This is a genomic window from Methylovulum psychrotolerans, assembly GCF_002923755.1.
GTDB classification, from domain to species: Bacteria; Pseudomonadota; Gammaproteobacteria; order Methylococcales; family Methylomonadaceae; genus Methylovulum; species Methylovulum psychrotolerans.
This window is the reverse complement of sequence record NZ_PGFZ01000009.1, coordinates 142,858-156,360: the sequence shown is the minus strand read 5'-3', so window position 1 is coordinate 156,360 and position 13,503 is coordinate 142,858. Positions and strand designations below refer to the sequence as shown.

The following is a 13,503-nucleotide window of genomic DNA, read 5'->3' as shown; positions in this document are numbered from 1 at the left end:
CAGCGTTATCGGAATTAGCACCGCTGAGCACCTTTTATGCAGGAGGTCGTCGGGTGCAAATTACGCGGATTGACATGCGTGTTTCTAAAAAGGAAACCTGGCGCTTATGTCAAAGCTGTCATCACTCGGAATGTATTGATGCGGGCGATCATTATAAAACCTGTCCACGTTGTGGGGACGCGTGGTGGGAGAATGTGACACAGAAGCAAACCATGTTGCGCTTAAAACAGGTTTACGCGAGTACAGCAGATAAAAAAAGCCGTATTTCAGATGATAAAGATGACCGGGATAATCAGTTTTTTACCCGACAATTATTGATTGATTTTGAACCGCACGCCATTACTGCGGCTTGGAAAGTGGATAAAGACGATTGGCCGTTTGGATTTGAATTTATCTCAAAAGCGGATTTCAGGGAGATTAATACCGGACATAGCGATGAAAATTCACCTGAAATCACTATTGCCGGGCAAGATGCCAAGCGTAGAGGTTTTAAACTTTGTCAGTATTGCGGTATGGTTCAAAAAACGAATGGCCAAAATCAGGAGCAGGAACACACGATTAGTTGTACGGCGCGTAACAAGGAAAATCAAAGCAATCTGATCAGCGGACTTTTTCTGTATCGTGAATTTAATTCGGAGGCCATACGCATTTTGTTGCCGATTACGTCTGGAGCAGAAGCTGAAATCATCGAGAATTCATTTGTTGCCGCTTTGCACTTAGGTTTAAAGAAAAAATTTGGCGGCAGTATTGACCATTTACGCGTAGCACAGAATGTCGAACCTGACACGGATACTGGTATCAGTAAGCGTTATTTAGTTATATATGATGCGATTCCCGGTGGTACCGGCTATCTAAAGCAATTAATGACCAACCAACAAGCCTTATTGGAAGTCTTGACTGAGTTCGCCATGCCCATTTTGGAACAATGCAGTTGTGTGCAAAAAAAAGGTGCCGATGGCTGTTATCGTTGCCTCTATGTATATCGCAATAGTCGTGATATGAATACGATTTCACGAAAGAAAGCACGGGACTTTATCCAGACCCTTAAAGAATATTCCGGAAAAATTGTCCCAGTAGCGGGGTTACGCGAAGTAAAAATATCACCGCTGGTGGAAAGCGAGTTGGAAGCCCGCTTTATTGAAGCCTTGCGTCGAGTTGGAAAGGCTCATTCTAATTTTGAGTTACGGCCTGAATTTCATGGCGGTGATGCCGGCTGGTATTTGCGTTTTGATCAGTGCCGGTATTTTTTGCAGCCGCAGGTTGAATTGGATGTTACACAAGGCATTACCGTTCATTCTAGAGCCGACTTTGTTTTGTGGCCTTTGGGTAGTTCGAACCTTAAGCCTATTGTGGTATTTACCGATGGTTTTCAATATCATAAAAATCGTTTGGCGTTAGATACCGCGCAACGGATGGCAATTCTAGCATCGAATGATTTTTGGGTATGGTCACTGTCTTATGATGACGTACAAAACGTGCTGGATGAAAAGCCTGATCAGCAGTTGGATTTGTTTCTGAATATGCCGAATGGCAATACCAAAACATTATCAGGGACATTTTTGTGTGAGGAATTGTTGGTATTGCACGATCAATCTAGCTTTGCCTGGTTAATCCACGTCTTAAAGACTGCCGATCAGTCAATCTGGGAACGCTATGCGGCCATGGCTTGCTTTGTCTGGTTTAAGAAAATGGGAACAGAGATAACAGTATCAGAATTAACCTTGCCAGATTATGCTCAGCATAAACTGGCCTGTTTGGATTCTGCTGCAACAACAAAGACTGCCCCCTCTGGTGGTATATTTGGTAATGTTTACCAGCGCTTCTATCTGTCTTTATGTATTGATCAAACTGCTATTAATCAAGGTCAACATAATCAGTTAAGCATTATTATTGTATTTAATGACCAAGTTGAGCTGGATGGGTCTGAATTTGATCTTAAACAGTGGCAAGCCCTGTTAAGATTTATGAACCTTATTCAATTCCAACCTTACAGTAGTTATTTTACCGTTAAAGGTATTACTGAACAGGTTTATTCAGATTTAATAGTGAGCCATCCCGCACCTGTAACGACCGCTTCCGATTGGGGTCAGCTATTAGCCGATGGGATTGGTGATGAAGTTGCCATTATCAAGATGCTCAGTGGTTTTGCTTTGCCGCTACCCCAATGCAGTTTTGAACTTAGCAATGACCAGGGTGAGATTATAGCCGAAGCCTTTTTGGCTTGGCCTGAGGTAAGGTGTGTGATTATTTTTGATGAGTTTGAAGATGATAGCTCAACGTTTACCCAAGCCGGTTGGACTGTTTTTTTGAATAGTGAGCTGAATAAGGCTGTTCAATCCTTGCTTAATATCTTTGCTTAGAATCAGGAGTTTTTATGCACCCCAAAGTAGCCATTTCGTCCGATTTTTTTAGCAGTGTTTTGAAATTACCCAAGGCGCAGCAGGAAAAAGCCGTTAAGTTTATGGAGTTGTTTCGGCAAGACCCGACATCGCCAGGAATTAATTATGAAAGCATTCAAGCGGCCAGAGATAAAAATTTGCGTTCGGTTAGAATTGATCAAGCCTATAGGGCAATTGTTTTAGCGCCGGAACGGGGTGATGTTTACATTTTGTTGTGGGCGGATAAACACGATGATGCCTATGAATGGGCCTGTAATAAAGTTTTAAAAATCAACCCTGAAAATGGCGTACTCCAGGTTCTTGAGTCGCAATATATTGATGAAGCAGAACAACTGCGACAGGCTGATAGACAAGCACAAGCAGGATTGTTTGTTGACATTCGAGACCGACATCTAATAAGACTCGGTGTTCCCGAAGAGCTTTTACCATTGGTGCGGCAAATTCAAATGCCTGCTGATGTTGACGCTTTAAAAATCAAGTTACCCGATGAAGCTTATGAAGCATTAGCTATGATAGCGGATGGTGTCAGTCTTGAAGAAGTATTGTCTGTTTATGATGTTAGTTTACAGCATGAGCCCGCACAGATTGATACGAATGATTTTGCCAGTGCGTTGGATAATCCGGATAGCAAGAGGCTGTTTTTATTGGCTTCCGATGATGAGGCCTTACAAGCGATGTTGGATGCCCCCTTAGAAAAATGGCGGGTGTTTTTACATCCTCTGCAACGAAAATTAGTTTTCAGGGATTGGAATGGCCCAGTCCGTGTACTGGGCGGAGCGGGTACCGGAAAAACAGTCGTCGCAATGCACCGGGCTAAGTGGTTGGCCGAACAAACGTTGCAAGATCGTGATACCAGGATTTTGTTTACCACTTTCACCAAGAATTTGGCGGTGGATATTGAACAGAATTTAAAACACATTTGTGCACCGGAAGTACTGCGAAAAATTGAAGTCATTAATTTGGATGCCTGGGTCAAACGCTTTATGGATAAGCAGGGCTATCCCATTAAGTTTACATTTTTTAATGATCAGAAAAAAAGACAGATTTGGGATAATGCCTTGGTGTTAAAGCCGGATGAACCAGATTTGTCGGAGTCCTTTTTTCATGAGGAATGGGAAAAAGTGATTCAGCCACAGAATGTTAATTCTTTAGAGGATTATTTCAAAGCAAGACGGGTAGGACGCGGTATTCAATTAAATAGGGCATTGAGAAAGGCAGTTTGGCCGGTGTTTGAAAATTATCGGCTAGGGCTGAATGACGCGGGTCTAAAAGAAGCAGAAGATGCGTATCGTGATACGCTCTCTTTAATCCAAACCAAATCGATTAAGTTACCCTATACCAGTATCCTTGTTGATGAAGCACAAGATTTTGGACAGAATGCATTTAAGTTAATACGGCAGATGGTTAATGAACGACAAAATGATTTGTTTATTGTCGGCGATGCGCACCAACGTATTTACGGTAGCAAAGTAGTACTAGGGCAATGCGGGATTAAAATCATTGGACGTAGTTATAAGCTTAGAATTAATTACCGTACGACAGAACAAATTCGTCTTGCTGCGGTTGCTATTTTAGAAGGCATTGCATTCGACGACCTGGATAATGGTATTGATAAACAAATAGGCTACCGCTCACTTATGTCAGGTGAACTACCTTTAGTGCAATGTTTTGGTAATTCACAAGAAGAAGCACAGTTTATTCTTGAATCTTTACATGCATTATCGCCGGATGATCAGGCGAAGGCATGCATTAGTGTCAGGCGTCATGTAGATATTGATCGTTATAAGAGCGTTTTAACTGATGCTGGTTTTCCATTTTACCAAGTCGATCAAAATACTTTAGATGATTACCATCATCCTGGAGTTCGTTTGGCAACTATGCATCGCGTAAAAGGCTTAGAATTTGATACCATGTATGTTGCCGGTGTAAATGATGGCGTGCTACCTTTAACCATTCTGAACTCGGATGATCCAACCATTATCCGCGAGCATGAACAACGCGAAAGATCCTTGCTTTATGTTGCCATAACCCGCGCCAAACGATTTTGCTCTATTTCCGGGTTCGGAACATTGTCGATATTTATCAGATCATGATAGGTGATAGATTGATGCTAGCCATGCGAGGTCGTGAATTCGGCTCCGAAGTGCAATCGAAATTAGTCGAAATTGAGAAGGGTTAGCTGTCATTAGGTGGCTTTCGAGGCAGCAGGGTTTCTGTCGCAAACTTTCCAATTTTGGGGGATACTCCGCCAATTTTCGTTGCCAGACTATGAAGATCAGCTTTAGACAGCTTTCCTAAATGTTGCTGAGCCGGTATCCACCTGAACATACCCAGAGAAAAACATTGAATATTCCTGTTATTGGTTTGATTGCAACCTTGCCAAGAATCGAGCGTTTAGTTGCTAGGGCTATACCTTCAATCATTAGACAAACAGCATCCCTTGATGCTTTGGTGGTCGTTGCTGACACTACCCCTATTCCCGCAAGCATCAAAGTTGGTTTAACCGAAGCATTTCCTCTCATGCCGTTCCATTTTTTGTCTAATGTTAGGGCTAGGGGTGTTGCAGGCAGTTGGAATACCGGCATCCGTTTTATTTCAGAACATTGGCCGGAAGCCTATTTGGCGATACTTGATGACGATGATGAATGGGATGCGGAGCATATACAAACCTGCTTAACATGGGCCGCTTCAACAGCATGGCCTGATGTCGTCGTATCTGGATTACGGATTGATAAACAGGGCAATGATTTATCTGATCAGCCCCCCTATCAATTTAAGGCAACGGATTTTCTTGCAGGAAATCCGGGTTGGCAAGGCTCAAACACCTTTATTCGGCTGACAACTTTGCTTAAGGCCGGCTGCTTCACCGATGGTCTCTTGAGCTGTAACGACAGGGATTTAGCTTACCGGGTGTTATCGATTCCGGGCATTAAAATGGTTTTTACGGGCAAACACACCGCCACTTGGTATCTGGCGGGTGAATCCAACTGCCTTTCCAGGACAAGAGGGGAAGCCAAACGTATTGGCCTCGCCCAATTTTTTCAACTTTATGGCGACCGAATGGATCAAGCAATTCGCCAACGCTTTTTTGACCGCGCACTGGCCTTGTTTGGTTGGAGCGAAACCGAAATACTTTCTGTATTGGATAAATAATTTTGATATTTAGACAGGCTCCAAAAACGCTTCATACGGCACTCTGTACTCGAGAATTGGCGTTTGTCCTTCCGGTGCATCCGGACGCACGGCAGGCTGAAGTGATTATTGGCATCACTATCCATAACCAAGCCCATCATCTATCCCGTACATTGGCCTCAGCGTTATCGCAAACGCTAGTTGAGCAAGGCAAAGCGGTTGTTGTCATTTTGGACGACCAATCAGCAGATGATTGGCAAATACAGTGCGGTATCCCACTCCCACACCCCAAGGTGGTGGTGGTCAAAGGCATATGCGGTTCCGCAGCACGGGCGAGAAATGCGCTGTTGGATTTTGTGGATATGAATTTTCTTAATGCCCGTTGGGTAGCCAGGCTTGATGCCGATGATACATTGGCGTCAACTGAATCAGTATCGGTGCTGTGTCGGGCAGGAGACCTAAATGATTCGATTTATGTGCTTGGCAGCAACCACTTGACCCTGAATGGTAAACAACTCGATAGGGATAACATCGCCGATCCACGGATTTTACAAAACACCCAAGGCATACAAGCTTTCATTGACGATTTTTGTCTGCAAGACGCCGCACAGGAGTTACCTTCCTGCAATCTCGTTTTACGGTGCCGTTCAGGAATTCGCTACCCAGATTTACGGAGTGCCGAAGACCATTGGTTGGTCGCTAATTTACTGATTTTTCGAAAGCATTTGGGGACGATAGCCCCTTATCCCATCTACGCTGCTTATTCGCTGGGTGGCGCCGAAACGACGGCGAACCGTCGATCTTCCCACTGGCTCATTCAGCGGCAACGACTGGCGGAAGCCACCCGCCATTGGACAACCGCCATTGTCCATGGCAAACCTATGTTGGGGGTTGGACAAGAGGGACTGGTTTGGTTGGAAAACGGTGAGGTTTGGAAGCGTTTTTATTCATGGGCGATGGATGTGCAGGAAATGCAACGCCTGGAGTCGTTGCTTAACCAATGCACTGCGGGTTTTATCCCAAAACCGGATTGGTTGTGCGGTGAGGGTGGCAACATTTTCTGCCATTACCCTAATTTCGATTGCTTTCCGGTAAAAGAAACCCTTCCGGAACCGGTGGTAACGCTATTTTTGATACAGTCTTACCAACAAGGTGTCATTACATCAAATATCAAACGTGACAACCTGCGTCTGACTATTAACGGTGAATTGGTTTATATCGACATCGGCAAAGACATTGTTAATGTCACCTTATCCCGATTTCTTGATGTTTCGGCACGGCTTTATTGCATCGGTATCCTGGGTTATTCAGACCACGAACTAACCCGTCGGGAAACGATACACTGTCAGCATGAGTCCTTGGCGAAATTGCCCGGCTTTGGGCTGTTTTATCGCCAATTGGTTGAAACCCTATTCCCGCATTGTCTTTTAACGAACGAATCCAAAGAAATACAGTATCCAGGGATGCGGTTAGATAGCGATACGGCTTTACTGATTAAAACCTGTGCACAGGATGCCCCCTTCCTGGAAGACCAAGTGCAACATATCGTCTCGCAACTTTCCTATCCAACCCGATGCAAGGAAATCATTCTGTTGATAGACCCGTATCAGGGACCGTTTCTTCGCCAATTCAATGAGGGTAATTTAACAACAGTCAAAGATATTGCCGCACGGTTAAAAGCCAAGGGCATCATCAATGCGATTTTGATTGCACCCAGTGATGCTGAAGTGATCAGAACCACTTACAGCCGCTGGTTCGATAATTCAGCAATCATTGAAACACACACCTCACAAAATGCCCCGCTCTTTGCGCAAATATGGGCATTTGATCAAGTCAAAACCCCTTACTTGCTTCAGTGCGACGCCGATGTCTTGATTGGACGCCAAGATTTTGCCCACGATTTTCTCAATGACATGAAGCTGGCGCTGCAAACGGAAGATGTATTGGGAGTCGGTTTTAATATTCCCCAATCGATTGTTGGCTTTAAGCCCTATCAGGCAGGCTATGGGGAGTTTGTGGCTGAAATTCGGTTTGCCTTACTCGATAGTGAACGCCTTCGTTCACTCCTTCCTATTGAAAACCCTGTCCGCAACGGGCAATTTGCGTATATGTGGCATCGTGCGCTTCAGCATCAGCAAAGAAAAACGGGAATGCGTTGTTTAAGAGGCGGGGATAGCCGCACTTTTTACATTCATCCCCAAAATAGTGACAAATACCATGGCGATTTGCCAAAAATCCGCGATTTAGTGGCTCAGGGCATTATTCCCCTAGGCCAACAAAACCAATGGGATCTGATACCGGGTGCTGGATGGTCTTATCCCAGACGGGGCGAGCCATTGGTTTTTCTAATGAAAGGCAAGGGCACCAGCCATGCAAAACTGAAACGCTGCTTTGTCTCCTTGGCAAGGCAGGTTGATCAGAATTTCGGCCTTATCATTATCGAAGATGGCGGGGAGTTTATAGAGACTTGGTATATTCCCCATCTGCTTGGCGGTTTATTGCAAAGGACAACGCTGATCCGTCACCGGAGCAGGCAAGGCCATATCCGTAATATTATTCATGCCGTCGAAGAAATTTGTCTTAACCCGGAAACGTTAATCGTCATCTTGGATTTGGATGATTGCCTGATGTCCGAACACGTGTCTGCAAAATTAAGCCAGGCCTATTCTGAAGGGGCGGACTTAGTACATGGCGGCCTGTTCCGACCTGAAAAGCCATTGCAACTCTATGAACCCGATTATTTATCGGCGCGGACAAAAGGGGGGGCGAATATGTGGGCTCACCTGAGAGGTTTCAAGAAAAAACTCTTTGAACGCATTCCCAAAGCGTATTTTATGGTCGGCGGTGACTGGGTCGATGAGGTGACCGATTATGCCGTGATGCTGCCGATAAGCGAATTGGCAGAAAATCCGCTCTATATTGATGACATCTTTTGTTATTACCACCAGCGTGACCCGTATTCGGTAGAGAAAAAATCCCGGCAATCCGCAATATTAGAGGAGATTTTTTTAAAGCCCGCCCTTTCGTAAATATAGCTTTTGTTGGCACCACATTAAGATGTGCAGAATTTTATCAAGCGGCTTCGATGCCGCATAATCATACAGCCACCAATTGGACGTATACCGGCTATCGCGATCCAAAAAGAAGTAGGGTTCAAGTGACTTTAGCATCTCACCCTTCGCGTAGTTTAGCCAGGCCGTTGGTTCATATTGGGACAGTGTTTGAAAACCAGCAATCAAAGCCGACTTGTTATCCTCTAGGGGAGATGCTTTGAAAAGGGCAAGCAATTCCAAGAACGGATCGGTTTGGGCAATAGGATATTCTGAAGGGGGTTTATCCAAGTATAACGAAGGCCAACTTAATCGGTCGCTATCCATAAGGTTGATTAGGTTAAATCCGATACGCCGTTCACCTAGCCAATTATGGAATACGCAGGGCAGGGGTTTTCGTTGGAACATATCCAAAGGGCGTTCCAAGCTGGGTTTAAGCGGCATTCGATAAACATTCACTTGTTTGGAAATGTGTATGCCGTAATGAACCGCCACCAAACCTGTAGAAGGAAAGCAATCGAGATTTTCTTGTAGGGCTTGCACAAAATTAGCCAGCCCTTGTTCCAGTAATTCAATCTGCGGTTTATCAAGAAATGAGGATTCAACGACAAAATACCTCTGCTTGTCTTTGCTGCCATACTGTTTCCAATTAGAAATACCGACTTCTAATCCCGTTGGTTGATAACCTTTTGGCGGGTTGAATATCACGCAAGGTTGATACTGATCTTTATCAGGAATCTGCCCTGAGCCGTTTCCTATAATGTAAAGTGTTGGTAGTTTAATGCCTATACCCGCCCAATAACAGCATTCATTGGATTTCTTGCCTGTTGTTCTCATTAGTGCTCTTCCGTTTGTGCCATTCGGAATAAATATGCTGCCAAGTTGGAGACGTTTTCTGATCCATCAATTGGGGTCTCAGTTTGATGGGTACGAAGTGCCCATCTCGAAAGCGACCGCAGAGCCGACATGCAATTGCCATCAGGTCTCGCATTTCATCATCAGGATCCGGAAGCGTTGTTCTACCTCGCTTGAGACCCAATACCCGATCAATACCACCAGCCAGCGCACAAGGGTAATAGCCCTGTGGTGTCAATCCGACACCGCAAGTGCTTGCAATTTCGCAGCCATTACGAAAGTCTGCTTGTGCATACGCAAAACTGTCTTGAGGCGCCAGGTTGAAGGGGCCGAAGCCAGGTTGGACTACCTCCGTTTTACCTGAATTCTCGACTTCAATTGATGAAGGAAGTGACTGTAGTGTTGCCTGCACTTTGTGACCGAACCCATTGCTGACAACCTGAATTCGAACGCCTGAATAGTGGGCTTTATAGCGAAGTAATTCGTTCACAATATCATCAAACTGAGGATGAAGGGTTGGCTCACCGCCGAGTAGGCGGATTCTTGTCCAAGAACGGTTTTGAGCCAAGGAGTCGTCCACAAAACGCCTAACCAAATTAAGTTCTATGTGGACAGCCTCGGGTGCTTGGGCGCTAGAACGATTGCAATTATTGCATCGCAGATTACAAAGATAGGTCAGATCAATTTCAATCAGGTCGGAAGCAACCGTGTACTGGAATCCTAGCAGCCTTGTTATTGGGTGCTGGACCCGTAACCACCTAAGAATACGTTTTATAAAAAATACATAACGATAATAGGTTAGGAACTTTTCCGGGAAATCATTGGAAGTGGCAAATGCCGCGTTCGATTTTGTCATGAGTTGTTAATAGCGTTATTACTCGTGCATAGCCGACATAGAATGCCAGAAAAAGTCTGATAGTTACAATACCAGGTTGTTGATTAAGATAGCTTGCCCGGTCTAGCCCGCTAACAAATCAAACACCACCCCGGCAAAACTGGCGACTTTGGCGGGGTCGGACAATAATTGCAGCATCTGGTTTTGGTGCGCTTCGCCGCTGTCGATGATGCCATCATCTATCGCCTTGTTAAAATCACCCGGTAAGGCCTGTTCCGGTGAATTGTTTTCGATTTGTTTCATGACCGTGCGGTTTTCGCTGAGCTTGTCCCTGATGGTGTAGGCATAATCCACCATGTCTTTTTCGGTCAGGTTGTCCAAAGCCATTATAGGGGGGAAGTTTTGAAAACATGCACAAGAAAATGCTGTTTTTGTGCATATCTTTACCAGCCATTATTGCGGCAATCACTAAAAAACTATACAGTATACCAAAATAGCGTCTAATTACCCCTAAAGTGATACAAACCTATCGGGCGTGGAGAATTTATTGCCCAAAAAAACTTATGCTTCCCCTCCCATACTGTCCACTGTGGGTTTGATGTGCAGCGGAACCGATAACCGGGTTCGCATCCCCCGCGCAGGGGTTTATATTGTCCTAATAAAATAAGGGTGAGGAATGTTCAAGCCGCAAAAATCTCAGAAAACCATACCAAACCAGCCAGCCGCTTTGCTGCTTGACGACTGTTTAGCCAAAACCTACGCGCAAAAACAACCGGGCCGCAAAATACTGAACCACTGCCATATTGTTGGGGAAGTGGCAAAAGCATTGCTTGGCAGAATGCCAAACTGGTTAAGTGCCGAGTTGTTTCCGCCGGGTTCGGAACTGGTTGCCGCTTGCCATGACCTCGGTAAAGTCAGCCCCACATTCCAAGAAAAAATTTACCGTGGCACCGAACATTATCAAAACAACGCCAAGCCAGAATTATCGGCTGCCAATCCTGAAACCGAAAAATTGTGGGGAGGCCATGCAGGGGTCAGCCAAGCGACCGCCGAAGCCCTAAACGTAGGCCGCTATATCCCCGAAATTCTAGGCCAACATCATGGCTACTCGCCCAACTTAGTACATAAAGCCGAAGATGCCGTATTTGGCGGCAAAGCTTGGCAAGCGCGGCGCGGCGAATTGCTGGACGGGCTTAAACACTTGCTCAATTGTGATTTCCCAATTGTCAGCAACGACTTACAAGCCAAAGCCTTGGCGGGGCTGACCACCGTGTCGGATTGGATAGGATCAGGTTCACTGTTTGATGACCCAAGCCACGATTGGCGGCCTAACATCCAGAAAGCCCTGGATAATGCCGGTTTTGTGCGGCCTAGCTTACAGACCGATTTACGTTTTGTTGACCTGTTCGGCTTTGAGCCCCGCGCCATCCAGCAACAATTGATCAGCAGCGGCCAACAACCCGGCGTGTATGTGCTGGAAGCGCCGATGGGCATCGGCAAAACCGAAGCGGCGCTGTATGTCGCCTACCAATTAATGGCCACCCAACAAGCCACGGGGCTTTACTTCGCGCTACCGACCCAACTGACCTCCGACAAAATCCACGAACGGGTCACCCAGTTCTTAACAAAAATCCTGGCCGCTGACAGCCCGCATCAAAAAGCCCTGTTGCTGCACGGCAATGCCTGGTTAAAACAAACCGAACTGGGCGTGGAAGGCCAGCCCAACGGTTCATGGTTTGAAGGTGGCAAACGCGGCATCCTCGCCCCCTTCGCCGTCGGGACAATCGACCAAGCCTTAATGGCGGTGATGAATGTCAAACACGGTTTCGTCCGCGCCTTCGGCCTGGCCGGAAAAGTTGTGATATTGGATGAAGTGCATAGCTATGACGCTTACACAGGAACGCTCTTGGATGAACTGGTCACGGCCTTGCAAGGCCTGCATTGCACCGTGATTATTTTGAGCGCCACCCTAACCCAACAGCGGCGCGGCGCATTATTGGGGCAAACGGTATGTTCCCACCAATACCCGCTGATTTCCGCCAAAGCCAAACAAGGCGCATTGCTTGAGCTTGCCGCACCCAGCCCGACCGCCAGCGAAGTTGCCATCCAGTGTTGCCAACAGGATGACCTAGCCATTCAAGAAGCCTTAGACCGCGCCGCACAAGGCCAACAAGTCTTATGGATTGAAAACACCGTTGCCGAAGCGCAAGCCATTTATAAACAATTGTCCGCCATGGACATGCCCATTGCCTGCGGCCTCTTACATTCACGGTTCTTAAAAACCGACCGCGCCGCCAAGGAAAAGCTGTGGGTAGATTTATATGGCAAAGACAACCACCAAGCCCGCCAAGCCCAAGGCCGTATTTTGGTGGGCACGCAAATTTTGGAACAATCGCTCGACATTGACGCGGACTTTCTCATCAGCCGTTTTGCCCCCACAGACATGCTGTTGCAACGGCTAGGGCGGTTATGGCGGCATGGCGATACCCCACGCCCTACCACGGCAACCTGTGAGGCTTGGCTCCTTACCCCAGATTTCGATGCCGCCGTTGCCGATGCCAAACAGCAATTTGGCAAAACCGCCAAAGTCTACAGCCCTTATGTCCTGTGCCGTAGCTTAGCGGTTTGGCAACAACGCGAGAGCGTTTCTTTGCCCCACGACATCCGCCCGCTGATTGAAGCCACCTATAGCGAACAAGCGGAACAAGGCCCGATGCTGGCCTATCAAGCCGAATTGGCAAAAACCCGCGCCAAATTAAAGCAATTGGCCTTAGTCGGTTTGTCCAAGGCCGGGAAAACCTTGTCCGAAAACCGCGCCGGCACCCGCTATAGCGAACAGGACAGCGTCCAAGTATTGCTGCTAAAAAGTTACCGCCACACCGCCGACAAATCGGCAACCGAAATCACCTTATTGGACGGCAGCAAACGGGTATTGCCGCGTGACCTAAAAATCCGCGACCAAACCCAGTGGCGTGATTTGGCGGCCACCTTGCTGCAAAACACCGTACAAGTCGCCGATTACCTTGCCCCGCAAGCCGTGGCAATAAGCGAATTGGCTTGGCTAAAAGAGTATTTCTATCTGGGCGACCCGGCACATGACGAAAGCTTGCTGAGGATTGCCCTAGTTGACGGCGCCGACAACTTAAAAAGCCTCTCCGGCGGGCAGGCGTTGCCGAATCACCAACTGAGTTACAACGAAGATTTTGGCTACCAAAGCTAAAAAAGCCCGGCT

General features: G+C 46.6%; 8 protein-coding genes. 5 read left to right on the top strand and 3 right to left on the bottom strand.

The annotated features are described in order from the left end of the window. The 4 genes from AADEFJLK_RS25230 to AADEFJLK_RS18100 all read left to right on the top strand — a co-directional run. Nucleotides 1–2,360 (top strand): DUF1998 domain-containing protein (locus tag AADEFJLK_RS25230; protein WP_211299260.1); only part of this gene is annotated, 2,360 nt, incomplete at its 5' end. Nucleotides 2,361–2,374: 14 nt separating this feature from the next. Further along, nucleotides 2,375–4,492 carry a UvrD-helicase domain-containing protein gene (locus AADEFJLK_RS18110; protein WP_103975259.1) on the top strand — a complete coding sequence of 706 codons (2,118 nt, stop codon included), beginning with the start codon at nucleotides 2,375–2,377 and terminating at the stop codon, nucleotides 4,490–4,492. 250 nt (nucleotides 4,493–4,742) lie between these two features. After that, entirely contained in the window at nucleotides 4,743–5,552 is an 810-nt protein-coding gene (locus tag AADEFJLK_RS18105) for a glycosyltransferase (protein WP_211299259.1), read from the top strand. Between the two features lie 2 nt (nucleotides 5,553–5,554). Next, nucleotides 5,555–8,560 carry a glycosyltransferase family A protein gene (locus AADEFJLK_RS18100; RefSeq protein ID WP_146054657.1) on the top strand — a complete coding sequence of 1,002 codons (3,006 nt, stop codon included), beginning with the start codon at nucleotides 5,555–5,557 and terminating at the stop codon, nucleotides 8,558–8,560. Here the strand turns inward: AADEFJLK_RS18100 and AADEFJLK_RS18095 are convergent. The 3 genes from AADEFJLK_RS18095 to AADEFJLK_RS18085 all read right to left on the bottom strand — a co-directional run bounded on the left by AADEFJLK_RS18095 (nucleotide 8,540) and on the right by AADEFJLK_RS18085 (nucleotide 10,658). Beyond that, nucleotides 8,540–9,418, bottom strand: coding sequence for a hypothetical protein (locus AADEFJLK_RS18095; RefSeq protein ID WP_103975256.1), 879 nt, complete (start codon nucleotides 9,416–9,418; stop codon nucleotides 8,540–8,542). The two genes, AADEFJLK_RS18100 and AADEFJLK_RS18095, sit on opposite strands and share 21 nt — an antisense overlap. Next, nucleotides 9,390–10,292 (bottom strand): radical SAM protein, encoded by a 903-nt coding sequence (locus AADEFJLK_RS18090; protein ID WP_103975255.1) that lies wholly within the window; start codon nucleotides 10,290–10,292, stop codon nucleotides 9,390–9,392. The genes AADEFJLK_RS18095 and AADEFJLK_RS18090 overlap by 29 nt, the downstream gene beginning before the upstream one ends. A 102-nt stretch (nucleotides 10,293–10,394) precedes the next feature. Then, on the bottom strand, nucleotides 10,395–10,658 hold the full coding sequence (locus AADEFJLK_RS18085; RefSeq protein WP_211299258.1) for a hypothetical protein: 264 nt from the start codon (nucleotides 10,656–10,658) through the stop codon (nucleotides 10,395–10,397). A 289-nt stretch (nucleotides 10,659–10,947) separates the two neighbouring features. Here AADEFJLK_RS18085 and AADEFJLK_RS18080 point away from each other — a divergent pair, with 289 nt between their 5' ends. Beyond that, nucleotides 10,948–13,491 carry a CRISPR-associated helicase/endonuclease Cas3 gene (locus AADEFJLK_RS18080; protein ID WP_103975254.1) on the top strand — a complete coding sequence of 848 codons (2,544 nt, stop codon included), beginning with the start codon at nucleotides 10,948–10,950 and terminating at the stop codon, nucleotides 13,489–13,491. Nucleotides 13,492–13,503 lie beyond the last annotated feature (12 nt).